The sequence below is a fragment of the Pseudomonas arsenicoxydans genome (assembly GCF_006438915.1).
Classification (GTDB): Bacteria; Pseudomonadota; Gammaproteobacteria; order Pseudomonadales; family Pseudomonadaceae; genus Aquipseudomonas; species Aquipseudomonas arsenicoxydans_A.
Window position 1 is genome coordinate 205,937 of record NZ_RCZE01000003.1, and the last position, 26,745, is coordinate 232,681.

Annotated in this window: 24 protein-coding genes, 1 tRNA gene and 1 pseudogene; 16 read left to right on the plus strand and 10 right to left on the minus strand. The window is 56.8% G+C overall.

What is annotated here, in order from left to right; translation table 11 throughout:
* The first annotated feature begins 23 nt into the window (after positions 1–23).
* Together EAH78_RS07605 and EAH78_RS07610 are read left to right on the plus strand one after the other, a co-directional pair.
* Positions 24–1,073, plus strand: coding sequence for an HlyD family secretion protein (locus EAH78_RS07605; RefSeq protein ID WP_140667033.1), 1,050 nt, complete (start codon positions 24–26; stop codon positions 1,071–1,073).
* Positions 1,063–2,613 (plus strand): MDR family MFS transporter, encoded by a 1,551-nt coding sequence (locus EAH78_RS07610; RefSeq protein WP_140667034.1) that lies wholly within the window; start codon positions 1,063–1,065, stop codon positions 2,611–2,613. Before EAH78_RS07605 ends, EAH78_RS07610 begins: the two co-directional genes overlap by 11 nt.
* Positions 2,614–2,748: 135 nt before the next feature.
* Here EAH78_RS07610 and uvrB read toward each other — a convergent pair whose 3' ends face one another.
* The gene (gene uvrB / locus EAH78_RS07615) at positions 2,749–4,764 is read right to left on the minus strand and encodes an excinuclease ABC subunit UvrB (RefSeq protein ID WP_140667035.1); all 2,016 of its coding nucleotides are present in this window, start codon (positions 4,762–4,764) and stop codon (positions 2,749–2,751) included.
* A 338-nt stretch (positions 4,765–5,102) separates the two neighbouring features.
* On the opposite strand from uvrB, the gene EAH78_RS07620 reads away from it, so the two are divergent.
* Complete coding sequence (locus EAH78_RS07620) at positions 5,103–6,299, plus strand: amino acid aminotransferase (protein ID WP_140667036.1); 1,197 nt, start codon at positions 5,103–5,105, stop codon at positions 6,297–6,299.
* A 233-nt stretch (positions 6,300–6,532) separates the two neighbouring features.
* On the plus strand, positions 6,533–6,733 hold the full coding sequence (locus tag EAH78_RS07625) for a hypothetical protein (protein WP_140667037.1): 201 nt from the start codon (positions 6,533–6,535) through the stop codon (positions 6,731–6,733).
* Here EAH78_RS07625 and EAH78_RS07630 read toward each other — a convergent pair.
* Positions 6,730–6,960 carry a hypothetical protein gene (locus EAH78_RS07630; RefSeq protein WP_027921605.1) on the minus strand — a complete coding sequence of 77 codons (231 nt, stop codon included), beginning with the start codon at positions 6,958–6,960 and terminating at the stop codon, positions 6,730–6,732. The genes EAH78_RS07625 and EAH78_RS07630 overlap by 4 nt on opposite strands.
* Positions 6,961–7,188: 228 nt before the next feature.
* On the opposite strand from EAH78_RS07630, the gene EAH78_RS07635 reads away from it, so the two are divergent.
* Positions 7,189–7,264: transfer RNA gene (locus EAH78_RS07635), tRNA-Asn, on the plus strand.
* A gap of 120 nt (positions 7,265–7,384) precedes the next feature.
* Here EAH78_RS07635 and EAH78_RS07640 read toward each other — a convergent pair.
* Complete coding sequence (locus EAH78_RS07640; RefSeq protein ID WP_140667038.1) at positions 7,385–8,902, minus strand: nucleobase:cation symporter-2 family protein; 1,518 nt, start codon at positions 8,900–8,902, stop codon at positions 7,385–7,387.
* A gap of 229 nt (positions 8,903–9,131) precedes the next feature.
* Here EAH78_RS07640 and EAH78_RS07645 point away from each other — a divergent pair, with 229 nt between their 5' ends.
* Positions 9,132–9,464 carry a BrnA antitoxin family protein gene (locus EAH78_RS07645; RefSeq protein WP_140667235.1) on the plus strand — a complete coding sequence of 111 codons (333 nt, stop codon included), beginning with the start codon at positions 9,132–9,134 and terminating at the stop codon, positions 9,462–9,464.
* Between the two features lie 32 nt (positions 9,465–9,496).
* Here EAH78_RS07645 and EAH78_RS07650 read toward each other — a convergent pair whose 3' ends face one another.
* A complete protein-coding gene (locus EAH78_RS07650; RefSeq protein ID WP_140667039.1) occupies positions 9,497–10,324 on the minus strand; it encodes an arylamine N-acetyltransferase family protein in 828 nt (275 codons plus the stop codon).
* Between the two features lie 112 nt (positions 10,325–10,436).
* On the minus strand, positions 10,437–11,231 hold the full coding sequence (gene xth / locus EAH78_RS07655; RefSeq protein ID WP_140667040.1) for an exodeoxyribonuclease III: 795 nt from the start codon (positions 11,229–11,231) through the stop codon (positions 10,437–10,439).
* Between the two features lie 347 nt (positions 11,232–11,578).
* On the opposite strand from xth, the gene EAH78_RS07660 reads away from it, so the two are divergent.
* Complete coding sequence (locus EAH78_RS07660; RefSeq protein ID WP_140667041.1) at positions 11,579–11,884, plus strand: hypothetical protein; 306 nt, start codon at positions 11,579–11,581, stop codon at positions 11,882–11,884.
* 114 nt (positions 11,885–11,998) lie between these two features.
* Here EAH78_RS07660 and EAH78_RS07665 read toward each other — a convergent pair.
* Positions 11,999–13,020: pseudogene (locus tag EAH78_RS07665) on the minus strand (DUF1254 domain-containing protein); the annotation flags it as partial.
* Between the two features lie 142 nt (positions 13,021–13,162).
* Positions 13,163–14,734: a sensor domain-containing diguanylate cyclase gene (locus EAH78_RS07670; RefSeq protein ID WP_140667042.1), complete on the minus strand. Its 1,572-nt coding sequence runs from the start codon at positions 14,732–14,734 to the stop codon at positions 13,163–13,165.
* Between the two features lie 255 nt (positions 14,735–14,989).
* Between EAH78_RS07670 and EAH78_RS07675 the strand changes: the two genes are divergently transcribed.
* Entirely contained in the window at positions 14,990–15,457 is a 468-nt protein-coding gene (locus tag EAH78_RS07675; RefSeq protein ID WP_140667043.1) for a hypothetical protein, read from the plus strand.
* Positions 15,458–15,498: 41 nt separating this feature from the next.
* Here the strand turns inward: EAH78_RS07675 and EAH78_RS07680 are convergent, their stop codons facing one another.
* Entirely contained in the window at positions 15,499–17,250 is a 1,752-nt protein-coding gene (locus EAH78_RS07680; RefSeq protein ID WP_140667044.1) for a L,D-transpeptidase family protein, read from the minus strand.
* 81 nt (positions 17,251–17,331) lie between these two features.
* Between EAH78_RS07680 and EAH78_RS07685 the strand changes: the two genes are divergently transcribed.
* Positions 17,332–18,036 (plus strand): murein L,D-transpeptidase catalytic domain family protein, encoded by a 705-nt coding sequence (locus EAH78_RS07685; RefSeq protein WP_140667045.1) that lies wholly within the window; start codon positions 17,332–17,334, stop codon positions 18,034–18,036.
* Between the two features lie 186 nt (positions 18,037–18,222).
* Entirely contained in the window at positions 18,223–19,008 is a 786-nt protein-coding gene (locus tag EAH78_RS07690) for a transporter substrate-binding domain-containing protein (protein ID WP_140667046.1), read from the plus strand.
* Between the two features lie 64 nt (positions 19,009–19,072).
* Here EAH78_RS07690 and EAH78_RS07695 read toward each other — a convergent pair whose 3' ends face one another.
* Positions 19,073–19,291 carry a hypothetical protein gene (locus tag EAH78_RS07695; protein ID WP_140667047.1) on the minus strand — a complete coding sequence of 73 codons (219 nt, stop codon included), beginning with the start codon at positions 19,289–19,291 and terminating at the stop codon, positions 19,073–19,075.
* Between the two features lie 288 nt (positions 19,292–19,579).
* Here EAH78_RS07695 and EAH78_RS07700 point away from each other — a divergent pair, with 288 nt between their 5' ends.
* Both EAH78_RS07700 and dusA read left to right on the plus strand, forming a co-directional pair.
* Positions 19,580–20,185 carry a hypothetical protein gene (locus EAH78_RS07700; RefSeq protein WP_140667048.1) on the plus strand — a complete coding sequence of 202 codons (606 nt, stop codon included), beginning with the start codon at positions 19,580–19,582 and terminating at the stop codon, positions 20,183–20,185.
* A 145-nt stretch (positions 20,186–20,330) separates the two neighbouring features.
* Entirely contained in the window at positions 20,331–21,326 is a 996-nt protein-coding gene (gene dusA / locus EAH78_RS07705; protein ID WP_140667049.1) for a tRNA dihydrouridine(20/20a) synthase DusA, read from the plus strand.
* A gap of 47 nt (positions 21,327–21,373) precedes the next feature.
* Here the strand turns inward: dusA and EAH78_RS07710 are convergent, their stop codons facing one another.
* A complete protein-coding gene (locus EAH78_RS07710) occupies positions 21,374–22,207 on the minus strand; it encodes an undecaprenyl-diphosphate phosphatase (RefSeq protein ID WP_140667050.1) in 834 nt (277 codons plus the stop codon).
* 497 nt (positions 22,208–22,704) lie between these two features.
* On the opposite strand from EAH78_RS07710, the gene EAH78_RS07715 reads away from it, so the two are divergent.
* The 4 genes from EAH78_RS07715 to EAH78_RS07730 all read left to right on the plus strand — a co-directional run bounded on the left by EAH78_RS07715 (position 22,705) and on the right by EAH78_RS07730 (position 26,697).
* Entirely contained in the window at positions 22,705–23,445 is a 741-nt protein-coding gene (locus tag EAH78_RS07715; protein WP_140667051.1) for a winged helix-turn-helix domain-containing protein, read from the plus strand.
* Positions 23,446–23,474: 29 nt separating this feature from the next.
* The gene (locus EAH78_RS07720; RefSeq protein WP_140667052.1) at positions 23,475–24,236 is read left to right on the plus strand and encodes an EAL domain-containing protein; all 762 of its coding nucleotides are present in this window, start codon (positions 23,475–23,477) and stop codon (positions 24,234–24,236) included.
* A 29-nt stretch (positions 24,237–24,265) separates the two neighbouring features.
* Positions 24,266–24,940: a winged helix-turn-helix domain-containing protein gene (locus tag EAH78_RS07725; RefSeq protein WP_140667053.1), complete on the plus strand. Its 675-nt coding sequence runs from the start codon at positions 24,266–24,268 to the stop codon at positions 24,938–24,940.
* Positions 24,941–25,302: 362 nt separating this feature from the next.
* Positions 25,303–26,697, plus strand: a complete 1,395-nt coding sequence (locus EAH78_RS07730) for an undecaprenyl-phosphate glucose phosphotransferase (RefSeq protein WP_140667054.1) — start codon at positions 25,303–25,305, stop codon at positions 26,695–26,697.
* The last annotated feature ends 48 nt before the right edge of the window (positions 26,698–26,745 follow it).

A 26,745-nucleotide genomic window follows, 5' to 3' on the forward strand; every position in this document is an offset into this window, starting at 1 on the left:
ATTTCTCGACTACAGTCTGCCCCATGCCTGCCCAACTCAAGCGTCGCCTGTTTATTTTCCTGTTGATCGTCCTGTTGATTGCCGGGGGCTTTTTTGCCCAGTGGTTCTTCAAGGGACGATTTTATGAAAGCACCGACAACGCCTATGTTCAGGGCGAGATCACCCGTGTCTCGAGCCAGCTGGGCGCGCGCATCGAGCAGGTGCTGGTGCACGACAACGAGCACGTCGAGAAAGGCCAGTTGCTGATCAAGCTCGAAGGCGCCGATTTCGACCTCGCCGTCGACCGCGCCAACGCGACCCTCGCCACCCGCCAGGCTGAACGCCTGCAAGCGCAAAGCAAACTGACCCAGCAATCGAGCCTGATCGCCGCCAGCGAAGCGCAAGTCGCGTCCAGCCAGGCCAGCCTCGGCCGCTCGCTCATCGATTTGAACCGCGCCGAGACCTTGCGCAAACCGGGTTACGTCTCGGAAGAACGGGTGACCACCCTGTCCGCCGACAACCACATTGCCCGCTCGCAAGTGGCCAAGGCCCAGGCCGACGCTCAGGGCCAACGTCAGCAGGTCAATGCCCTGAATGCCGAGATCAAGCGCCTCGACGCGCAGATCGCCAACGCCAAAGCCGACCTGGCGCAAGCCGAACTGAACCTGACTCGCAGCGAAATCCACGCGCCGATCAGCGGCCTGATCGGCCAGCGCGCTGCCCGCGAGGGCCAAGTGGTGCAGGCCGGCGCTTATTTGCTATCGATCGTCCCGGACCAGGACATCTGGATTCAGGCCAATTTCAAAGAAACCCAGATTGGCCACATGCAACCTGGCCAGAGCGCCGAGCTGACCTTCGATGCCTACAGCGACACGCCGATCAAGGCACGCGTCGACAGCCTGTTCGCCGCGTCGGGCGCGCAGTTCAGCCTGCTGCCACCGGACAATGCCACCGGCAACTTCACCAAAGTCGTACAACGGATTCCGGTGAAACTGACGTTCGACGCGGACAATCCGCTGCGCGGCAGAATCCGCCCGGGCATGTCAGTCACCGCCAAAGTGAACATCAAAGACGCCCCTGACGATGGCCGGTGATCAACTGATCCGCCCGGTCGGCGAACCGACCCGGCGGGACTGGATCGCGGTCATGAGCGTGATGCTCGGCGCTTTCATGGCCGTGCTTGATATCCAGATCACCAACTCCTCGCTCAAGGACATTCAGGGCGCTTTGTCGGCCACCCTGGAAGAAGGCTCGTGGATTTCCACCTCGTACCTGGTGGCAGAAATCATCATGATTCCGCTGACTGCCTGGCTGGTGCAATTGCTCTCGGCTCGGCGGCTGGCGGTGTGGGTTTCACTGGGTTTTCTCTTCGCTTCGCTGCTGTGTTCCATGGCGTGGAGCCTGGAAAGCATGATCGTTTTCCGCGCCCTACAGGGCTTCACCGGCGGCGCGCTGATCCCGCTGGCGTTCACCCTCACGCTGATCAAACTCCCGGAGCACCACCGCGCCAAGGGCATGGCCATGTTCGCCATGACCGCCACCTTCGCGCCCTCCATTGGCCCGACGCTGGGCGGCTGGCTGACCGAGAATTGGGGCTGGGAGTACATTTTCTACATCAACATCCCGCCGGGCCTGATCATGATCGCCGGTCTGATGTATGGCCTCGAAAAGAAGGAAGCGCACTGGGAGCTGCTGAAAAGCACCGATTACATGGGCATTCTCACCCTTGGCGTCGGGCTCGGCTGCTTGCAGGTGTTTCTGGAGGAAGGCCACCGCAAGGACTGGCTGGAATCGAACCTGATCGTGACCCTGGGCAGCATCGCGCTGATCAGCCTGATCACCTTTGTGATCGTGCAGTTTTCCAAGCCCAACCCGCTGATCAACCTGGGCATCCTGGGCAACCGCAACTTTGGCCTGTCGAGTATTTCCAGCCTGGGGATGGGAGTCGGATTGTACGGCTCGATTTATCTGCTGCCGCTGTACCTGGCGCAGATCCAGAACTACAACGCCTTGCAGATCGGCGAAGTGATCATGTGGATGGGCGTGCCGCAGCTGTTTCTGATTCCTTTGGTGCCCAAGTTGATGAAGTACATTTCGCCGAAGTGGCTGTGTACGTTGGGGTTCGGCTTGTTCGGGCTGGCGAGTTTTTCATCGGGGGTGCTGAACCCGGACTTCGCCGGGCCGCAGTTCAATCAGATCCAGATCATCCGCGCGCTCGGCCAGCCGCTGATCATGGTCACCATTTCGCTGATCGCCACCGCGTACATCCTGCCGCAGGACGCGGGTTCGGCGTCGAGCCTGTTCAACATCCTGCGTAACCTCGGCGGCGCGATTGGCATCGCCCTCCTCGCCACCCTGCTGGATGCGCGAACCAAGACCTACTTTGATTATTTGCGCGAAGCCATCGTGCCGAGCAATCCGCAGGTGGCCGAGCGGCTGGCGTCGATGGCGGATCGACTGGGCAATGAGACGGCGGCGCTGGGGAAAATCAGTGAGATTGCGCATCAGCAGGCGTCGATCATGGCCTATAACGATGCGTTTCACTTTGTCGGGATTGCGTTGGGGGTGAGCATGCTGGCGATCTTGTTGACCAAGAAATTGCCGGAGGGGATTAAGGCTGGCGAGGCGCACTAGCTGGAAAGTGTAGTGTTCGGTCGGCCGCCTTCGCGAGCAAGCCCGCTCCCACATTTGTCCGCGTAGTTCAGGCGATCACGGTCTAATGTGGGAGCGGGCTTGCTCGCGAAGGGGTCATCCCAAGCGCCGCAAATCTCAGACTGTGATCAACCGCTCCCGCAACTTGCCAATCTCATCGCGCATCTGCGCCGCGGCTTCAAACTCCAGATCACGCGCCAACGCGTACATCTTCTCTTCCAGGGCTTTAATGCGCTTGGCGATCTCACCCGGCGAGCGCAATTGCGCTTCGTACTTGGCGCTCTCTTCGGCAGCCTTGGCCATGCCTTTGCGCTTCTTGCTGCGCGAACCCGGCACGGTGGCGCCTTCCATGATGTCGGCGACGTCCTTGAACACACCCTTCGGCGTAATGCCGTTGGCCAGGTTGAAGGCGATCTGTTTGTCGCGACGACGCTCGGTTTCGCCAATCGCTCGCTCCATCGAACCGGTGATGCGATCGGCGTACAGAATCGCCCGACCATTGAGGTTACGCGCCGCCCGACCGATAGTCTGTATCAGCGAGCGCTCGGAACGCAGGAAGCCTTCCTTGTCCGCATCAAGAATCGCCACCAGCGACACTTCCGGCATGTCCAGGCCTTCACGTAGCAGGTTGATCCCCACCAGCACATCAAACGTACCGAGGCGCAAATCACGGATGATTTCGACCCGCTCCACGGTGTCGATGTCCGAGTGCAGATAACGCACGCGAACGCCGTGGTCGGCCAGGTAATCGGTCAAGTCTTCGGACATGCGCTTGGTCAGGGTCGTGACCAGCACCCGCTCTTCGAGCGCGACACGCTTACCGATTTCCGAGAGCAAGTCGTCGACCTGAGTCAGCGCCGGGCGGATTTCGATTTGCGGATCGACCAGCCCGGTCGGGCGCACCAACTGTTCAACGACGCGACCTGCGTGTTCTGCTTCGTAATTGCCGGGCGTCGCCGAGACGAAAATCGTCTGCGGGCTGATGCTTTCGAATTCGTCGAAACGCATCGGCCGGTTATCCAGCGCGGACGGCAGGCGGAAACCGTATTCCACCAGCGTCTCTTTACGCGAACGGTCGCCCTTATACATGGCGCCAACCTGCGGCACGCTGACGTGGGATTCGTCGATTACCAGCAAGGCGTCGGCCGGCAGGTAGTCGAACAACGTCGGTGGCGCCTGGCCCGATTCACGGCCGGACAGGTAACGCGAGTAGTTTTCGATACCGTTGCAATAACCCAGCTCGAGGATCATCTCCAGGTCGAAGCGCGTGCGCTGCTCCAGACGCTGGGCTTCAACCAATTTGTTGTTGGTGCGCAGGTGATCCAGGCGCTCCTGCAACTCGACCTTGATCCCTTCGACGGCACCGAGCAGGGTTTCTCGTGGCGTCACGTAATGGCTTTTCGGATAGAAGGTGAAGCGTGGCAATTGCCGGGTGACTTCGCCGGTCAACGGATCGAACGCGGAAATTTTCTCGACTTCATCGTCGAACAGCTCGATGCGGATCGCTTCAAAATCGGATTCCGCCGGGTGGATATCGATCACATCGCCACGTACCCGGAAGGTCGCACGGGCGAAGTCCATGTCATTGCGGGTGTACTGCAGGTCCGCCAGGCGACGCAGCAAGGCACGCTGATCGAGTTTGTCGCCGCGGTCCACGTGCAAGACCATCTTCAAATAGGTTTCCGGGCTGCCCAGACCGTAAATGCATGAGACGGTGGTGACGATGATCGCGTCTTTGCGCTCTAGCAACGCCTTGGTCGCGGACAGACGCATTTGTTCGATGTGGTCGTTGATTGAGGCGTCTTTCTCGATGAAGGTGTCGGACGACGGTACGTAGGCTTCGGGCTGGTAGTAGTCGTAGTAGGAAACGAAGTATTCGACGGCATTGTTCGGGAAGAACGCCTTGAACTCGCCGTACAACTGCGCGGCCAGGGTCTTGTTCGGCGCCAGCACCAGGGTCGGACGCTGCACTTGCGCGATCACGTTGGCGATGCTGAAGGTCTTGCCGGAACCGGTCACACCGAGCAACGTCTGGTGCGCCAGCCCGGCTTCGATGCCCTCGACCATCAGGCGGATGGCTTCCGGCTGATCGCCGGCGGGCTCGAAGCGGGTGACTAGCTGGAATTCAGACATTCGATACCCCTGGGGTCGCGCCTGACCGGTCAAACCGGACAGCAACGAGAAAGACCGCAAACGACCGACGTCGCCCGAGGAAAAAACTGGATTGTGCTCAATGTGGAGTCGATTGCCTGCTCTTTCAAGGCAAACGTCCTACATCCCGTGAATCCTTTGACGACGACAATCGACTAACGGTCGAAAAATAATCGGAAAAACTTGGAGGAAAAGCCGAAACGTCTGTCGCCATCGGCCGCTGATGGCCTCTATACTAGCTCCCCGTTTGTGCACCGCTCTAGTGCATTCGGCTGGAGCGCTACACGTCCCTCCACTCTCCATTCAGAGCCGCCGCAAAAATGAGCCTGTTCTCCGCTGTCGAAATGGCACCACGCGATCCAATCCTGGGCCTCAACGAAGCATTCAACGCCGATACCCGTACCAACAAGGTCAACCTGGGAGTCGGTGTTTACTGCAACGAGGAGGGGAAAATTCCACTCCTGCGCGCCGTTGTCGAAGCCGAGACGATTCGCGTCGCTCAACACGCTTCCCGTGGCTACTTGCCAATCGACGGTATCGCAGCCTACGACCAGGCTGTGCAGAAACTGCTGTTTGGCAATGACTCGCCACTGATCGCCGCTGGCCGCGTCATCACCACCCAGGCCGTGGGCGGTACCGGTGCACTGAAAATCGGTGCCGACTTCCTCAAGCAACTGCTGCCGAACGCCGTCGTGGCAATCAGCGACCCAAGCTGGGAAAACCACCGCGCCCTGTTCGAAACCGCTGGTTTTGCGGTGCAGAACTACCGCTACTACGACGCAGCGACCCACGACGTAAACCGCGTCGGCCTGCTCGAAGACCTCAACGCCCTGCCCTCCGGCTCGATCGTTGTGCTGCACGCCTGCTGCCACAACCCGACCGGCGTGGACCTGAGCCCGGCGGACTGGAACAACGTGCTGGAAGTGGTTAAAGCCAAAGGCCACGTGCCGTTCCTCGACATGGCCTACCAGGGCTTTGGCGATGGCATCGACGAAGACGCCGCCGCTGTGCGCCTTTTCGCTGAATCCGGCCTGACCTTCTTTGTGTCCAGCTCGTTCTCCAAATCGTTCTCGCTGTACGGCGAGCGCGTTGGCGCACTGTCGATCGTCAGCGAATCGAAAGAAGAAAGCGCGCGCGTGCTGTCGCAAGTCAAACGCGTGATCCGCACCAACTACTCCAACCCGCCAACCCACGGTGCAAGCATCGTCGCCGCTGTATTGAACAGCCCGGTCCTGCGCGCCCAGTGGGAAGAAGAACTGGCTGAAATGCGCCTGCGGATTCGCGGCATGCGCATCCAGATGGTCGACACCCTGGCGAAAAACGCCCCGCAGCGCGACTTCAGCTTCGTCGGCCGTCAGCGCGGCATGTTCTCTTACTCCGGCCTGACGGTTGAGCAAGTCACCCGCCTGCGCACCGAGTTCGGCATCTACGCCCTGGACACCGGCCGCATCTGCGTGGCGGCGTTGAACCAGAGCAACATCGACGCAGTGACCAAGGCCATCGTTGCGGTGATCTGAGTCGTCGAGTAGTAAAAAAACGGGAAGCCCTTGGGCTTCCCGTTTTATTTGCTTCAGATAATTCCCAGCGCAGCGAACGAGCGCTCTAGACTGCACACAGATCAAATGTGGGAGCGGGCTTGCTCGCGAAGACGGCGGCACATCCAGCATCAATGTGTCAGATAGACCGCTTTCGCGAGCAAGCCCGCTCCCACATGGTTTTGTGTACACCCAGGAATTTTACGAGAACCGACATGAAAAACGATGACCTACGCGCCGACCGCGATGAGCTGGACGATTTCGCCCCTCGCACCCCGGCCAAACGCGGGAATAACCTGGTACTGCAAGTCGCTGCGGGTGTGTTTCTCGGCGGCCTGGCCTTATGGCTGGTGCAACTGGCCGCCACAACGCTCTACGCCAAAATGATGCTCGGCACCTTCACATTCGGCGGTTAAGCCAGTTCGGTAGCACGCTGGCTGGCGGCGTCGTCATAGGCGACATAAAGCGACTCGGCAATCTGACTCTTGATCGCCTTGGCACTTTCCAGGCCCAGAACAAAACCCTCGGCCTTGCCACCGGCACGGTTCAGATCCTCGGCCGTGCTGGCCTGGGTGATTGCGTCGAGCAGTTTTTCGGCGTGAGGACCCACACCTTTGGGCAAGCTGATCTGAGCGATGCTCATGCGAACACCCCGTTGGTGTGAGGTGTAAGGATTGAATGATTCATGGCGCGTACCTGTTTCGGCGAATGGCCGGTAGCGCGTGTGACCACTTCCGGGCAGCCATGGTAGACCTCTGGGACGATTCTGGTAACCGCTCATGGTCGATAAACCACCGCCTGTCCCGACGAATCGCTCAAGTTGCTAACAGGCGCTTGACTTCTCTTTTTGAATCAGTAACATAGGCGCCATTCCGCGATAGCTCAGTTGGTAGAGCAAGTGACTGTTAATCACTGGGTCCCTGGTTCGAGTCCAGGTCGTGGAGCCAGACAGCAATATCGAAAAGCCCCTGAATCGAAAGGTTCAGGGGCTTTTTTGTGGCTGACGGAAAAACAAAAAAACCGATCTGTCTCTTCAACAGATCGGCCTTTTTCAGCGAGTGTCGCCGTCAGACATGCTCGCTGCTTTTCGCATGCACCGGATGCGATTCTCCATGTCCATGGTCCACCTCCACCACCGGAATTTCCTTCCCGTCGCAGTCATGCAACTTGCCTTCGCTGAAGTAATCCCCTTCACGCAACGCTGCCAGATCCTGATAACGCAGCACACGCTCAGTACCGGCCGCAAACACCGACTGCTGATCCGAGTTACCCGCCGTGAGGTGGTTGAAGGTCAGGTTCAGCACGATGGCCATGATCGCCGACGAGCTGATGCCCGAGTGGAAAATGGTCGCGAACCAGCTTGGGAAGTGATCGTAGAAGTTCGGTGCAGCAATCGGAATCATGCCGAAACCGATGGAGGTGGCGACGATGATCAGGTTGACGTTATTGCGGTAATCAACCTTGGACAGCGTACGAATACCACTGGCTGCCACGGTGCCGAACAGCACAATACCGGCGCCACCGAGGACAGACGTCGGCACGGCGGCGATGACCCGGCCCATGAAGGGCAACAAGCCGAGGATCACCAAAAACAAACCACCCGTGGCGACCACGAAGCGGCTCTTGATCCCGGTCACCGCCACCAGCCCGACGTTCTGGGCGAAGGCGCTTTGGGTGAACGAACCGAAGATCGGCGCGATCATGCTCGACAGCATGTCGGCGCGCAGGCCATTGCCCAGGCGTTTGGAGTCGACTTTGGTGCCGATGATTTCACCGACGGCGAGGATGTCCGCCGAAGTTTCCACTAGCGTCACCATGACCACGATGCACATCGACAGGATGGCGGCGAAGTGGAAGGTTGGCATACCGAAATGGAACGGTGTCGGGAAGCCAAACATCGGGCCCTGGGTGACGGACGAGAAATCTGCCATGCCGAGGAACACCGCGATGACCGTGCCGATGACCATCGCCAGCAGAATCGACAATCGGGAGATGGTCGCGCTGCCGATCTTGCTCAACAGCAGTACCAGCACCAGCGTCACCGCCGCCAGGCCGATGTTCGCCATGCTGCCGAAGTCCGGTGCATGGCTGTTGCCGCCCATGGCCCAGCGCGCAGCCACCGGCATCAACGTCAGGCCGATGGTGGTGATCACAATGCCCGTGACCAGCGGCGGGAAGAACTTGGTGATGCGCGAGAACACCGGCGTGATCAGCAAGCCAATCAACGACGCGGCAATCACCGCCCCGAGAATCGACTGAAACCCGCCCTCCCCGCCACTGCTGACAATCGCCACCATGGTCGCGACGCCAGAGAACGACACGCCCTGTACCAGCGGCAATTGACAACCGAAAAACGGTAAACCAAGGGTCTGCAATAACGTCGCCAGCCCCCCTGCAAACAATGAAGCAGCAATCAACAATCCGATGTCCGCCGGCGAAAGCCCGGCCGCCTGACCAATGATCAATGGCACCGCAACGATGCCGCCGTACATGGTCAGAACATGTTGCAGGCCGTAAGCCATATTCGCGCCGATCCCAAGATTTTCATCCTCGGGCCGTTGGTGTGAAACATGGGGCGTTTTCATAGTTAGGGGGTTCCCTGGTTTTTGTTATGCGCACACTGTATGCAAGACTCAGGACAAATGTCTATAGAGTTGTATACAACTCATCAGTCAGATTATGGACAGGTGTCTATTTCGGCCTTATCTGTGCGGCTTGCTGGCTCCTCAAAATTTTTGAAATCCATTTTTTCTTGTTATGCATATTAGATATGCATAACCATGCCTTTCAACAGTGTGTATTGAGGCCATGAAGATGCAGGACGAATACGACTTCAGCAATGCCAAGCGTGGCGCCATAGCCAGCAGCAAAGGCAAAACCCGAATCACCATCATGCTGGATGATGCCGTCATAGAGGCCGCTCGCTCTCTTGCCGAGAGCGAGGGGTTTGGTTATCAGACGGTGATCAATAACACCTTGCGTCAGGCGCTGCTCAATCACCGGGAAACACCCGTTGAGCTCGAACAGCGCACGGCTGTCGGGAATGCCAGGCATTTCAAGGAAGGGATAACCCCTGGCGAACGGAAGGACCTCGAGAAAAAATTAACCGAGGTGCTCAGTGAAATTCATCGGGTGATGGCGCCTTGAACACACCGCTCTGAGGCCGCAATAACACGGGCTCAGCTTGGGCGAATCAATCGCTCAAGCACAGTCCTTAATCCCTCGTTTTCCGGCACCCGAATCCCGAATTCGTTCTGCAGTACCCCGACCAATTCGCCCACATTCGCCACCTGCCGCCGTTCACTTTCGTGACCGAGCCGGTGTATCGCAAAGCTGCCGTTGTTCAGGGTACGGCGCCAGCCGTCACCGGTTCGGGCGACCATCAGCTGCCGCGTAAACGACGACTCGGGATGGGTGGAGACGTACCAATTGCCGACGGTGTAGTCGATGTCTTCCTGGCGCTGCAGGTCGAAAATGTACATCGGCCGCCACTCGCCGCCGACGTTGGCCCGCAAGGTGTAGCCGTCTTCATGGCGTTCAATGCGATACGGTTCATGGGGGGTTAGTTGTTCCGCGTCGGTATCGAGTATCAGGGGTGCGGTGGGGACCATGCCGCCGAAGCCGACGTCGGTGATGTAATGCACGCCATCCAGCGTGACCAGGCTCAAGCGGTGCGTGCGCGCAGTCCACGCGCCTTCGGGTTGGCCCATCACCACACGGCCGGTGATGCCGCGAGCATCGAAGCCCAGTTCCTGAAGCAAGGCAAGAAACAGGTTGTTGAGTTCATAGCAGTAACCACCGCGACCGTCGAACAGGACTTTCTGCTCGATGGACGGCAGATCTATCAGCACCGACTCGCCCGACAACGTGGTGAGGTTTTCGAACGCGAAGGCACCGGTGTGGCGCAGTTGCAGCTGGCGCAGGGTTTCCAGGGTCGGCGCCGGGGGCGCGTCGAAGCCCAGACGCTGGAGATACAACGCAAGGTGGGTCAGGCGTGGCTCGCTCATTGCTCAGTCCTTATGCATGGGGCCGCGGATCTCTCCGCCAATGGCCGTCATGTATAAGGGATAAGCCTGCTCAACTGACAATTGATTTCGCCAATCACGGCGCCCATCAATATCAATGTTGCTTGCGCGAGCTCACACGAATCCACGTCGGCGCATGATCACTGGCATGCGGCTCATTGCGCACCCAGGCATCGACACCCGCCTCTTGCAGATAGGGACTCAGCGCCGGGTTCAGGAGCAGGTGATCGATGCGCAACCCGGAGTTGGTCTGCCAGTGTTGGCGGAAGTAATCCCAAAACGTGTAAAGCCGTTCCTCCGGATACAAATGGCGCAGGGAGTCAGTCCAGCCCTGATCCAGCAAACGTTGATAACACTCGCGGCTTTGCGGTTGCAGTAGCGCGTCCTTGAGCCAGGAGCGCGTGTTGTAGATGTCCAGATCGGTGGGGACCACGTTGTAGTCACCGGCCAGCACCACCGGGTGCTCGCTGCTTTGCAGATCCTTGGCATAGGCGATCAGCCGCTCGAACCACGCCAGTTTGTAATCGAATTTCGGCCCCGGCTGCGGGTTGCCATTGGGCAAGTACAGACACCCCACCAGCACGCCGTGCACTGCCGCTTCCAGATAACGACTGTGGGTGTCCGTGTCGTCACCTGGCAAACCGCGTCGGCTCTCCAGCGGTTGCGCCTCTCGGGCCAGAATCGCCACACCGTTCCACGACGATTGGCCCTGCCAGATAGCGCCGTAACCGGCCGCTTCAAGCTCGGTGGCGGGAAAAGCCGTGTCGACCGACTTCAGTTCCTGCAAACACGCGATGTCCGGTTTTTCCCGTTCCAGCCACGCCAATAAGTTGGGCAGGCGTGCGCGCAGGCCGTTGACATTGAAGGTGGCGATTTTCAGGTTTTTCATGGTCCGAGGCTCGCAGCGGATTGGCGTTATCCGCTTATGACCCGTTTGCATGGCGACAGTTGCCAAGGCCAACGAAGCAGGCGATTAAAGGTGCCGCGGCGGGACTTGCCATCCTCGTAATGGAGAGACCTCGATGACACCTCAAAACTCTGTAGGCGTGAGCCTGCTCGCGATGGCGTCAGGTCTGTTAATGGTGAGTTGGCTGAAAGGACGCCATCGCGAGCAGGCTCACCCCTACGAAGGCTCGCCCACTTTGAGTCGGGGTGACCACTCGTCATTCAACCGGCACCAACCACCCCGCCCTTCGCACCAACATCAGGTAACGACTCATCTTTTGGAGATGGACCATGATGACCAAAAAATTCAATTCGCTGTTACTCGCTGGCTTGTTATGCGTCGCCTCGGCAGCCACGTTTGCAGCGTCCAACGACGGCTCCAGTTCGACCGGCTCCCAGTCGGGGACCAACAGCGGCTCGAACATGTCGACCGACCACACGCCCGGCACGCCTCCGGCCGGGAGTAACACGGACTCGGGTGGCGGCACCGGCACCGGGACTAATGGCGGCGCCAGTGGTTCGGGCTCGGGCGCAGGCGGCGGCACTGGGGCGGCGGGTGGCGGAACCGGAGGTGCCGGGGGTGGAACAGGCAGCTGAACGAATAAAAGCAGGCCATGAAGCGATTCATGGCCTGCTTTCGTTACCCCCCCATAACAAGCGCTTGACCGCCGGCGGGTTCCACTTGCCGTTCCACGCTCGGGTTTCGGGCCGCAAGTTTGCCCCCAACCCGACCTGGGTCACGATCGCGCGATTAAGGTAGTAGTTGCCATAAACGCCCATGGTGTCGGTGTTCATCGACCAGCGTTGACCACGCGAGCCAGTGTTGCCACTTTCCACTTCATCAGCGTTTGCGCTTCATCAGGCACGGTCTGCAGCGCGGCTTTCACGGCCGGGTCCAGCGCCTCAACGTTGAACGATTTGCCCACTTCAATACCGATGCTTTGCATCCGCGCCAGGATCGGCTGGTCAGTAAGATGTGGCGGATGCACTTTGAGCAACTCGGCCGCGTAGGAGAAGTAATTGGCTGCCGACATCGTATCGACCTGAATCTTCGGTGGCGTTTTCATGTCCACCGACGGGTCGATTTTCACCGTGACCGGCTCAGCTTTTTTACCCAGCTGCGACAACGGCCTCACCGTGTAGCCCGCCTGAATGCTGTGCACCGCTGCGTAGTCAGCTTCGCCGTCAGTTTTGGTACGACCGATGATCCAGACGAAAGGCGTCGGCGCCGGCAAATGGCTCAATCCGGCCGGGACCATTCCGGTCCAGCCCGGCGGGGTGACCAGAAACTGACTGGCTTGTGTGCCGGTCGTGCGCCAACCGGGCGAGGCAAATACATCGCTCCACATGTCGAGCATCGGCAACAGATAAAAACGCCCCGCCGTGTCCGGCGCGGAAACCACCAATGGCTCTTTGGTCAAGTCGAGCCAGGCGATGGAATACAACGTGTCGAAGTTCGCGCGCACGACCCCTTTGAAATTCGCGGGCGGGTACTGCGGCACACTCACAAACATGTTCATCGGGCCTTTACCAAACTCCTTGCCGGGTTCGATATTGGTGAACTGCTTGCGGGTGATGTCCATGGTCAACAGCGGATAAAAATACAGGTAGGCGTCGACGCCAATCGCGTGCGCTTCTTCGGGCGTGACGTTCGGTTGAGCCTGACTGGCCAGTGGGAAAACGGCAGCAGCAAGGGTTAGAGCAACGGCTGTCAATGCTTGACTGATCAACATTTAGGCGATCGTCCGTGCGATGGGGAGCGCTGCCGGGCTCGGCAGGGCTACCGGAACTCTAGACGATCGATTCAGCAAGAACTGACAGGCGGACGGCCGGTTCTCGAGGGTGTTGCAAGACTGAAACAACAAGGCGGGCGATTCAACGATCCGAGCGCAACAGCGCCTCCACGCCCCCTTCCATCGACAACACGCAGGACCGGTTACGCCCCGAATGCTTGGCCTGATACAACGCGGCATCGGCGCGTTCGATGAACACTTCAATGCTGTCGCGCCCCGTCGGTATAAACGCGTAACAGCCCAGACTGACCGTCACATACCCCGTGGGCGAGCCACTGTGGGTGATGTTCTTGTCCATGACGCTGCGGCGGATTTGCTCGGCAATCGCCATTGCGCCATGAATGTCGGTGTTGGGCAGCAACACGGCGAACTCTTCACCGCCATAGCGCACCGCCAGATCGGCCTTGCGATGACAGCAACTCTTCAGCGCTCGCGCCACCTCGGCCAGGCAATGGTCGCCGGCGACATGGCCGTAGGTGTCGTTGTAGCGTTTGAAGAAATCGATGTCGAGCATGACCAGGCTCAACGAACTCAACTGCCGGGCCCCGCGCGCGAACTCGATGTCCAGCGCCCGCTCGAACAATCGACGGTTCGCCAGACCGGTCAGGCTATCGTGAGTGGCAATCAGCTCCAGCGCCTCTTGCGCCTTGCGTAAATCAGCCTCGATCCGCTCACCGTCGCGCACCTGATGAATGAACACCCAGCCGAATAATCCCACCCCCAGGATGACCAGCGCCACGATGACGCTGGATTGAAACGCCGTGTCGTACCAGCCCTTCAGCACCGCGTCCCGCGAAGACGCTGCGGAAACCACCAGTGGATAACCTTCCAGTTGACGGTAGCCGTACAGACGGACGATGCCGTCCACAACCGAACCGATCATCGCGTTGCCGGCCGGTGCATTCGGCAGCAGCGTCTGGAAGATATCGCCCTTGGCCAATGACGTGTTGATCAGCGACTCCATATACGGCCGTCGCGCCAACAGTGTTCCATCGCTCAGGGCCAAAAACATCGAGCCCTTGTCATCGATGCTGAAGCTTTTGAAGAATTGATCGAAGTACTCCATCTTGATGCCGGCCAGCAATACGCCCTGAAACTTGCCGTTCTTGTCGTTGATGCGCTTGGACACTGGAATGATCCACTCGCCATTCTGTCGACTGCGGATGGCGGGCCCGATGTGCGCAACCGACGACACGTTCTGCTGATGAAACTTGAAGTAATCACGATCGGCCACCCCCGCCCCCCGCGGCAGGTCCTCGAACGACGTCACCACCCATTGCCCCTGTTTGTCGAACAGGAAAATCCCGTGCAACTGGTCCAGCGCCAGCACCCTGCGGGCAAAGGTTTTCTGCAAGCGCGGCAGTTGAGCAGCGCCATAACCGTCGGCTTGAATCCAGTCCACCAGACTGGTCAGCACCAGGTCGGCTTTCATGAAGGTGTCTTCAGCCTGCTGCGCCATGGCCCGGCTCAGGTTCGACGACGCCACTTGCGCCTCATCCAGATCGTGGCGGCGCGACTGCTCCAGTTGCAGGTACAACAAACCACAGAGGCACAGGCACACCGTCGCGATAAACAGCACCGATGCTGTCAGCAGCGGTAACCGTTTCAACGCGCCGCCGGGGGCGTGATGCGGATCATGAATGGGGATAGGCAAAAGCTCGTCCTGTAAGGGTAAGGCGTGGGCGAAGGCCCAAAACCCTTATTTTTTGTGAGCTTAGTCTACGCGGTGGTGAGGGGCAATTGTGCTTTGGGCAGACGCCGCATTGCACTCTCCAAATGTGCGCGAGCGCTCTCGGCATCGCCGAGGCGCGTTGGCTTGTCACGCTTGCATTACAAGCATGACCCAAGGCAAGACCCGGATGACGTTGGAGGCGCTACGCTTACACTTACATCATGACAAGGAATCGAAATGAGTAAGGCAGACGAGCTCGCCGCGAAGTTGAAACACTCCGGGTCTACCCGCGTCAGCCAGGCGATCGACAGCTGGCCTGGCCAGGTTTACGAACTGTATCGCCAGATCGAGGTTTGGCTGCATCCGTTGACCGAGGTGGGGTTGGTCCTGCGGCGTAATCCCACTCATGTGTTCGAGAGCAGTCCGGACGGGGAAACGTTCGACTATGCGATCGACCAACTGCTGATTGAAGGCAATCGCCACACCCTGACTTTCGACCCGGTTGCACGCTTCACCGCGGATGGCGAGGGGCGCGTCGAGGTTCATTCCAAGGGTAAAGAACTCGCGCTGCTGCGCACGGTGGACGAGCACGGCGAGACGCATTGGTGGTTGCAGACGATTGAGCAGTCCGGCGAGCAAGCCGATGCGGTGGCGATAACAGAGCACATCTTGCTGACGGCCGTCCAAGACGGACTGGAACTCTAGACCCGCGCGACATAAGGGGTCCAAGCCAAACGTGCCCCTTCTTATTGCAAACCCGTTCCCGACGCCACCACCGAACCCGTCGCCGCACGCAGATCCAGCGCCGGCATTGGCGCAGGCCGGTTCAGCGCCTGCAACACCGGCGCGTCGTAGCCATACACATCAGGCTTGAACGCCACTCGTCCGTCATTCTCCAGGTCCACCGTCCAGTACGCCAACAACACCGGCACTTTCACCGGAAGCCGGATGTTCTCGGTCTTACCGTTGGCCAATTGTTTTTGAATGCCGGCGCTGTTCCATTTCACTGGGTCGTTGAACAGCAGTTCCACCAGTTGCAACGGGTTCTCTACCCGAATGCAGCCCGAACTGGTCGCGCGGACAGTTTTGGCAAACAAGTCGCGGTGCGGTGTGTCGTGGAGGTAGATCGCATAGTCGTTGGGGAAGCGGATCACCACCTGGCCCAGCGAGCTCTCAGGCCCGGCGTCCTGACGCAAGGTGAGCCCGCGTGCATTGCTCCAGTCAACGGTCGACGGGTCGAGCACATTGCCTTCTCGATCCAGTACGCGGATTCGGTTGGAGGCCAGGTAGCCTGGATTGGCCTGGATTTTTGGCAGCACGTCTTCCTTGAGGATCGTCGGCGGCACCGTCCAGGTCGGGTTAAACGTGATGTAGGTAATCTGCGCCTGGAAAATCGGGGTATTGCGAGCCGTTTTACCCACCTGCACCCGGGATCGCCAGATCGGTTGGCCATCGCGGTACATCGCCACTTTATAGCCGGCAATATCGACAATAACGAACGTACCCTGCAGTTTATAAAGCAGCCAACGCGCCCGCTCCATGTTCACCCGCACCTGGTCGATGCGCGCCTCAACGGGCACATTCAGCGCCGCCAGCGTAGTCGCCCCCGCCATGCCATCGGCGCCAAGGTATTGCTCGCTCTGATACTTTTTCACCGCCGCGGTGACGGCGCCATCGTACTTCGTACCGCGGATCAATTTCGGATCGAGAAAACCTGCCGCGACCATCCTCGCACGCAACTGTGCAACAGCGGGTTCGTCCATGCCGGGTTTGAGCGAATGGTCCACCGCCACTTTCGGCCAGCCGCCCCTGTCCCGAATACCGCGCAGTTGTGCCAACGCCTGACGCAAACTGACGTACACGGCCTCTTGCGGCGGTGCCTGGGCAAAAGCGCTTGCCACGTCGTGATTGTCGAGCGCAGCGAAGAAGGCGTTGATGTCGTCACGGGGATCGACGCCACTGGAGTCAAAATTCCAGTGATTGTCGAGCCGCGAAGGGTCGACCTTGCCGCGCCGTAATTGCAGCAACGCGGTAATAAAAGTGTGGGTGGTGGCAATATCAAACGCTGCCCGCTGCTCAGTCGTGGCGTTCAACGCCTGTAGCGAGGGCTGAGTGCGGACAATTTCATCAATATGGAAATCCGCCGGGTTCAAACCGTCGGCCTGGAGGTTGTTCAAACTTGTGATCAACTGTGCGACGTCGCTGTCGTTGGTCCACGCCGCGCGGTAGGCGCGATGGGTATAAAAATCCATGACCAGACGGCTGACATCCACTCGCCGATAACGCTTTGAAGTGAGCAAGGGCGGAAATGCGGTTTTCAATGGCGCAAGCGAAGCCTGAATCGTTTGTGCGACGTTGTCGTCCGCTGCGGCATCCATCACGTTGATCGACGCAGTTACCGGCTCAATCGGCGACGTTTCGGCTACTGCTGCACCGCTGATCAGAAAGCCCATAAAAAATAGGCGGCTTATGACGAATAACCTTGTTAATTGCACCATGAATAATCCTTAATCTCCCGCATTCACTCGCTAGCTTCCCACGCACTGCTAGACTCGAACTTAACATGATGAGACATCTATATGGCGCGACTACGTATTGGCCTTCCACTGGCGGCCCTGCTACTGACTGCAATGTCCGTACCGTTAGCCTACGCCGATTCGCTGGCTGCCGCCCTCGTCAAAGCAGCGCCCGGTGCCGACGCAAAAGTCATTAACCTGGCCGTGCGCGCTTCACAATGCAGCATCGCTCAAGGCGCAGCCCCTGTCCAAAGGCTTGCGATCATCGACTATTCCCTGCCCTCGACCGAACAACGGTTGTGGGTGTTCGACCTTAAAAAACGCAAGTTGCTGTTCCATGAACTGGTGGCCCACGGTCGAAACAGCGGCGAAAACATGGCCGTCAACTTTTCCAATCAAAACGAAAGCTTCGCCACCAGTCTCGGTTTGTACCGTACACAGGCAAGTTATGTCGGGCAAAACGGTTACTCGTTGCGCATGGAAGGCCTGGAGCCCGGTTTCAACGACAACGCCTTTGACCGGGCAATCGTGATTCACGGCGCGCCCTATGTCAGCCCGATGCTGGCCCGTGTGAATGGCAGAATTGGCCGAAGCCTCGGTTGCCCGGCAGTCAGGCCGGCGATTGCGCATCGGCTGATTGATTCGATGAAAGATGGGCAGCTATTGTTTTCCTACTATCCGGATCAGCGCTGGTTGAAGACCTCTTCGTATATCAATTGCGGCAGCGGCACGGTCGCGTCGGCGTCCAAATCCACCATCCGCAAGTAAACACCTCGCGCCCCCTCCTCTGTCTTCTGAAAGCCCCCTCACTTGTCTCGCCGTCAACTCTATGTTGACGGACCGGGGACAGCGGCGTGCGTCGCCTTGGATGGTATTTAGTGTTTATGATTCGTTCGGGGACGGCTCTGCATTAATGCAGGGCTGATGAGAATCCGTCAAAAAAGTCCGAGAACAATGAAGAACATAAAAAGCACAATGATGCTCGGTGGTTTGATCGCTCTATCGTTTGGCGTTCAGGCAGAACCTTCGCATCTGGACAGCGTCATCCAGCAAGGCCAACTTCGCGTGTGCACCACAGGTGACTACAAACCCTATACCTCCAAAGCCGAGGACGGCGAATACTCAGGCATCGACATCGCCATGGCCCGTTCACTGGCAGACAGCCTGGGCGCCAAAGTTGAATGGGTGCCGACCACCTGGAAAACCCTGATGCCGGACATGCTGGCGGGTAAGTGCGACATCGGCATGGGCGGTATCTCGGTGACCCTGGAACGGCAGAAAAAAGCCTTCTTCAGCACCACGCTGGACGTCGACGGCAAGATCCCGCTAGTGCGCTGCGACGATCAGGCGCTGTACCAAACCGTCGAGCAAATCAACCAGCCTTCAGTGCGCCTGGTTGAACCGGCCGGTGGCACCAACGAAGCGTTTGTCCATGCCTTCCTGCCCAAGGCGCAACTAAGCCTTCACGACAACGTGACCATCTTCCAGGAACTGCTGGATAAGAAGGCTGACGTTATGATCACCGATGCGTCGGAAGCGCTGTACCAGCAGAAACTTAAACCCGGTTTGTGCGCGGTGAACCCGAGCAAGTTTATGCAGTACGGGGAAAAGGCTTACCTGCTACCGCGCGACGACATCACCTGGAAATTGTATGTCGATCAGTGGTTGCACCTGGCCAAGGTGACGGGCAGTTACCAGAAGGTACTAAGCCAGTGGATAGCAACGCCCGAGACTAAATAACCCGCCAGTTACCACACGCCATCTCAGGCAAATCGCAAAACGGCGGAAACACTTCCGCCGATAATTAATCGTCGTGCAACAACCCCGAACTGTACTCGCCGAAGCTGTTACCAAGCGCACTGCCATGGAAATTCATCTTGTTGGGGCTGTTCGTAGGCCCCGGGCCAAAACCAGCAGACGGCAGCGTGGCTTCCGAATATTCGCTATGGGTACTTGCACCCGAGCAGGCGCTCAACAGCACTGCACCACCGATTAGCACGACTTTGAAGAGATTCGAGATCATTTTTCAGTTCCCTGTGGGCTGGAGGGCGCGGTGATACGAGGTTGAGTTGTCATCCTAAGCTGCAATTTCTGTGGGGATTATGAAACTTTGCGGGGCGACAGCGTTGGTTCAGGAATCGCAGTTTTGGGTCGGTTGAATGGTCGCAGAACGTTACAAAGCCAATCGCCTAACGGGTGACCCCATCCAGCCAAATGACATCAGACGTTGCTGGCGCTGCTGTGCTCCATGAGAGCCACAAGCAACGAAGATGGGCTGACCTCGCCCTTACTCTTTTCTGAGACACGATGAATGAAGCAATGGCGAACATGGCTACCCGTATTGATGCTGCTGACCTTGACGGGATGCGCAACGCCACCACCCAAAGACCAGAACAACCTCTGCAATATTTATCGTGAATACCCTGGCTGGTATGAAGACTCGCTAAAGATGCAGGAAAAGTGGGGCACGCCTCAACATGTGGCGATGGCCATCATGAAGCAGGAAAGCAGTTTTATTTCCGATGCATTGCCACCTCGCGACTACCTGCTGTGGGTCATCCCATGGGGTCGAGTCAGTTCCGCATACGGCTATGCGCAAGCGCAAGACCCCGTGTGGGGTGAGTACAAAAACGGCACCGGCAATGGCGGCTCGCGAGACAACTTTGATGACGCGATCATGTTCATCGGCTGGTACACAACCGGCACCCAGCGCCAACTCGGGATCTCCAAATGGGACGCTTACAACCAGTATCTGGCGTACCACGAGGGCCGTGGTGGCTATCGTAATGGCACCTATCTGAGCAAGCCTTGGCTCATGCAGGTAGCGCGCAAAGTAGAACAACAATCACAGAGTTATAACTCGCAGTTGAAGCTTTGTCGCCAGGCGTTGGAAGATGATCGGAGTTGGTTTTTTTGAGTTGGGCGCTCGACGAGTGTGTACGAGAATAGGGGCGGACCTGATTAATGCGTCGCCAGAGCTTTATCTCGCAGGACTCGCCTCAACTCAACCAGCCCATTCCTGATAAACTCCGCTCTTTCGCCCCACCGATTCCAGACCCCCAATGCCCCCAATCACTGCCGCACCCGCCCCGCTCTCCCGCCGCTTCTCCGTCGCCCCGATGATGGATTGGACTGATAGACACTGCCGTTTTTTCCTACGCCTATTGTCGAAAAACGCCCTCCTCTACACCGAAATGGTCACGACCGGCGCGCTGCTCAACGGCGATCACGAGCGTTTCCTCCGTCACAACGAAGCCGAACACCCGCTCGCCCTGCAACTCGGTGGCAGTGTCCCGCTGGACCTCGCCGCCTGTGCCCGCATGGCCCAGGAACACGGTTACGACGAGGTGAATCTCAACGTGGGCTGCCCGAGTGATCGGGTGCAGAACAACATGATCGGCGCGTGCCTGATGGGGCATCCGCAGTTGGTGGCAGATTGTGTGAAGGCGATGCGCGATGCGGTGTCGATTCCGGTGACGGTGAAGCACCGCATCGGGATCAATGGGCGGGACAGTTACGAGGAGCTGTGTGAGTTCGTGGGCACGGTTCGGGATGCCGGCTGCACGAGTTTTACGGTGCATGCGCGGATTGCGATTTTGGAGGGGTTGTCGCCGAAAGAGAACCGCGACGTTCCGCCCCTGCGTTATGACGTGGCGGCGCGGCTGAAGACGGATTTTCCGGAGTTGGAGATTATTCTCAACGGCGGGATCAAGACGCTGGAGGCCTGTCACAAACATTTGCAGACGTTCGACGGCGTGATGTTGGGCCGCGAGGCGTATCACAATCCTTATGTAATGGCTGAGGTAGACCAGCAACTGTTCGGCAGTATGGCGCCAGTGATCAGCCGTGCCGAGGCCCTGGCGCAATTACGGCCTTATATTGCCGCGCACATCGATACGGGTGGCTCGATGCACCATATCACCCGGCATGTGCTAGGGCTGGGCACCGGGTTTCCGGGTGCGCGCAAGTTCCGGCAGTTGTTGTCGGTGGATATTCACAAGGCCAAAGAGCCGTTGGCCTTGCTGGATCAGGCCGCGGAGTTACTTGAGGGGCGTTAACGGCTTGCGAGAAACCAGGCTGTATTTACCGCAGCCTGGTGCATATATCAGAGCGCTGCCGCCTCAGTCCAGTTAACCCAGCCAAATGCCCAGGTTGCCAGTATCAACAAACCGAATGCGATCCGGTACCAGGCGAATACGGCGTAACTGTGGCTGGCGATGAACTTGAGCAAGCCGCGCACAGCGATCATGGCGAAAAAGAACGCGGTCACAAAACCCAAGGCAAACACTGGAAGGTCATCGGCCTGGAACAGGTCGCGATACTTGAAGCCTGAGTAGACGGCGGCACCGACCATGGTCGGCATGGCCAGGAAGAATGAAAACTCGGTGGCGGCCTTTCGCGACAGACCAAACAGCAGCCCACCGATAATGGTCGATCCAGAGCGTGAGGTGCCCGGAATCATTGCCAGGCACTGTGCGAATCCGACCTTCAGGGCGTCGGTCCAGCGCATGTCGTCAACATGGTCGACATACACCACATGTTCACGCCGCTCTGCCCACAACATGATGAAGCCGCCCACTACCAATGCCACTGCCACGGTAATCGGATTAAACAGATACTCATGGATCTTGTCGGCGAACAATACGCCCAAGACAACGGCCGGCATAAAACCGATCAACACATTCAAGGTAAAACGCTGTGCATTACGTTGAGTTGGCAAGCCGGTGATGATCTCGAGGATCTTGCGACGAAACTCCCAGACAACCGCCAGGATCGCACCCAGTTGAATGATGATATTGAACGCCATTGCTCGTTCACCGCCGAAGTCGAGCAAGTCCGCGACGATAATCTGATGCCCTGTACTTGATATAGGCAAAAACTCTGTCAGGCCTTCGACCAGGCCTAAAATCAACACCGTTACAGCAGTCCAAAAATCCATCAATCCTCCCTATCGACAAAAACACATCCACCGACGTGCTTTTAATGCATCGTTAAAGAGAGAGTAAAACGCATTCAGCCAAGCATTAGAACCCCATGTTAATTATTGTCCACCACTACTACTAACAACCCTGATGTTATACAGAGATCAATGGCCTCTAGTTAAGCACCAAAGAAAATATCAGAACAATCTGCCAAGTAACAAAGTGCTGATCATTCATAACACCCAACTCATAAAGTCACGCAGCGATTGGGTAACCAAGCGCACAGCGTATTGCGCTGGAAAGGCGGGACAACAAGCAGGAGGATGGCACAATGACACTCTTTTGCCAGCCACCATCAATCACACAAGAGCGCAATGATTTCTAACAAATTTACCAACAATGTTAAAAAATTGTGATGCTAGCGAAAAAACCCCATGAAATGTTACCAATTGTCAGTCACAGACGAGAATCAGTGCTTTAACATCCAAATGTCAGCACCCAGCCGAGTCAAAGCATGATGCTTACAGGGAAAATAACGATTAACAGCCACCGTCACGCGAAGGAGGTGACCGGTATTCTCACCATTGGGCGGACCCAAACGTTAGTGGAGGGCTTTAAGACCTTAGTAACAAACCACGCCCCAAATGATATACCAGTTGACACAATTTGCTACAATAACTCTTTCAGAAAAAACAAAGACGCTCATTCTTACCGTGCCGTCTTCATTGTCATTGACAGCCCTCAGGCGTTTGTTGAAAGCCTTGCCCTCGTTGAAAATATGCGTGCTGACAACCATGCACTCATCATTTTTGTAGCTATCACCGGTAGAGGCACCTACAACAAGATGAAATATTATCTTGCCGGGGCCGACTATTGTATTAAGTTTGGTACTTTGACTGACCAAAACTCGGACGTGCTTTCCGAGTTTTTTAATAGTGCGGAATGGCAGAAGCAGCACAATTTACTCCTGGACCCCACTCGTATTTGCCTGATTGGAGACTATAAAAGACTGGATCTATCGTTTCCGGAAATGAAGATTCTAGAAGCATTTTCCGGCACAAAAAGCCAGATATTGAGCCACGATGAAATCGCCAGAATCATGGGGCTTAATATTAATTTTTACGATCCAAGGGCCTTGGAAAAGTCCATCAGCCGCCTTCGCGGAAAGATAAAAGGCCTGTTTGGCACGAATGCCATTCATAGTATTCGTGGTCATGGATATCGTTTAATCAGGGGTCTGATCTCGACCGCCTGATGATTAGTATGCAAGGGAGTTATTGCAGTATGAACGCAACGGGGAGCGTGTCTCAGTTCTATCGTGCGAGTCATTATTTGTCTCGACAATTAATCCTCACTCGCGATGACTGCCCATTTGGCAGCGAGATAAAAATACACTTTGACGACAGTCAAGTTCCATCCGCTCGTGCCTCCTGTGCGCAACCGATGCAGCAGATGAGTGGCATCTACAGTGAAGTACTGATGCACACCCGGCTGATTGCCTTTTCGCTAAAAGATCGCAATGTCTCCAGCGAAAATAAATACCTCAGCCGACGGTTCGTTTGCGTAGGGCAATCAGATCTCGCCAATTCTGCACTCACCGAAGAGTTGATCCAGTGCAACGATGCGCTGAGCAATTTTGGCCAGACACTGGCTGTCGCTCTCAATGAGCTGCCTCTTTCGGCGGTGACTTTCACCGACAAAAAGAAAATCCTCAACAACATCTATCTGCTGAAAGATCATGGGATAGAGATCGCTTTCGGCGGCTATGACATTCACGACGAAAGTATCGAAATCTTTACCACCCTGAATTTATTCGACTATATAAAAATCCCCCTTTCACCCCTAGACTTGAACCTTAAACAGACTGGCAACCCTGAGTTATTCAATCGACTCCATGAACGCATGACCATGCTGACTCACACCACCAAAGTCGCCTTTATAGCCGACAGGGTCGAACAGGCTTCCAGCCATATACTGGCACGCGCGTTGCCCTTTGATTACTTCCAAGGGAGCCATTACTCCCCTGCCGATACCCTTTTGAATTAATACCGAAAGTGCACTTCAGGAGAGAAGACATGGAAAGCAGCACAACCCTCCCCAGAAAATATTTTGTCGTCGTTACTCACAGCTCGGCATTACAACTTGAGCTTGAAGAGTTGCTGTCTAACGAGAAATACAATTCATTTGGAACCTCACAAGCAAAAATGTTTGTCGAAGGTGTTGTCCCGCCCTCGCCAGCCCCTAAACTCATGGAGTATTTTTCCCCTCACCTGGACAGTATTGTCCCGCCTGTTATAAGACGTGATACACAGCGTATGCTTTCATCATTCGAATCCGTGTGGCGAACAGCCCAGCCCGACACACAGCTTAATAACAGCAACTCTCGTACTGATGAAACCTCGGACGCCATGTACAGAGCGACCAAGCCACTCAATCCCCATACAGAAGCCTGGCGACTGAGCAACGGCAATGGCGCACTGATCAAAGATGACATCGAGATTGTCTTGACTGGCCTGGAGGCCGCGTTGGTCAAAAAAATGCTCAACCATGATGATCGCGTCGTCAGTAAAGATGATCTTATCCGGAGCATCGGCAGAGAGCCCGAACATTACCGCGGTCTCGAGATGTGCCTTAGCCGATTACAGGAAAAGTTTAAAAATGCCAATAACGGCGAACGCCTGTTTCGAGCGGTCAGGAACCGTGGCTACTGCCTGATACAAAAAATCATACGAGGGAAAGGCCTTACCTGAACATACGCCGCGGGAAGTGCATTACAAAAATAAGAAAGCAGCCTGTTTTACACTCCCGCCTCCCGCCTCCCCCCTCGCAACTCAAACAACCCATCCAAAAATGCCATATCATCCCAACTTACATTTATCGACTATTTCTAACGCCGCACCGCCCAACATTAACAACCTATGACACTAAGCTCCCGTTAGAAGTCGTCAGACAGCCCTCTTCCCAATAAATTAATCTATTCACTGGCGAGCGCACCACATAGTGGCACTTCACCCACTAATGCGTTGCCATCTTATAAAAATAATAACGCTTGCTTCATCAACTTTAGCTGTTGTCTGTCGACGCGCGAATGGACGTATTTTGGGGATATCGCATGGTTAACAATCTTCGTATCAATCGAAATGGCCACCTCAAAGGATTGACCTTCTGGGGACAATGGGCACTGGGTCAGGGCTTTGTAGTTGCCCTGTTGTTTTCATTGGTTTATTACCACACCGGAACGGTAGAATTCTATTATCGAGTCTGCGCAATTCTGACTGTACTTGCTTCGGTTCCCGCCTATACATGGTGCGGCGTCTATGCAAAGAAAGATAACTATCTGACGGGCTTGGGACGTTTATTCATGGGGTGGTCAATGACATTGGCTGCGTTAGCCTGTGTGGCGTTTATCTGTAAGGCTGACGAACTGTTTTCTCGTCAACTTATCTTGGTATGGGCCGCCTGCGGCTACATCGGGCAAGCCCTGTTGTACGTTCCATTGCACGGTTTCTCGCAATACTATCAACGGTCGCTTCAACGCGAGCACAAGACCCTGATCGTGGGGACTGGCGAACTGGCATTGGGACTGGCCCGCAAACTCCGCAGCCTGGAGCACTTCCCGTTGGTGGGTCTGGTCAGCACGGACACCACGCTCCCGCCGGCGCCGGGTTCACCGCGCATCGTGGGCCCACAGGAGCAACTGCTGGAGTTGATCGAAGCCTACGACATCCGACGTTTGTACATTACGCTGCCCCTGAGTGAAGCGGCAAAAATCGAGGCCATGTATATCGATTTGCTGGGCGCCAACGTAGACGTGGTCTGGGTGCCGGACTTGAACAGTCTGACGCTGCTCAATCACTCAGTAAGAGTCGTAGACGGCTTGCCGGCGATCTACCTGAATGAAAGCCCGCTGACCAGCCAGCCCACCGCTGCACTGAGTAAAAGCCTGCTGGAAAAGAGCGTGGCGCTGTTGGCCATTGTCCTTCTAAGCCCACTGTTGTTGCTCATTGCCCTGGCCGTGAAACTCAACTCGCCAGGCCCGGTGTTCTTCAAGCAGGATCGCCACGGCTGGAATGGCAAAGTGATCCAGGTCTGGAAGTTTCGCTCGATGCGCGTGCACGATGATCACGAGGTCAAGCAAGCCAGTCGTAACGATTCGCGGATTACCCCGGTTGGGCGTTTTATCCGCCGCACTTCGCTCGATGAATTGCCGCAGCTGATCAATGTGCTGCAAGGCCACATGGCATTGGTTGGGCCACGTCCGCACGCCGTTGCACACAACAACTACTACTCCGGGAAAATCCTCGCCTACATGGCCCGCCACCGAATCAAACCGGGGATTACCGGGCTGGCTCAAATTAACGGGTGCCGCGGCGAGACCGACACCCTCGACAAGATGCAGAAACGCGTGGAGATCGACCTTAAGTACATCAATAACTGGTCGTTGTGGCTGGACCTGAAGATCCTGGTGAAGACGCCCTTCACCTTGCTGTCCAAAGACATTTATTGATGGCTTAAACGTCGGACACAAGCAACACCTCAAGGGGACGCAAGTCCC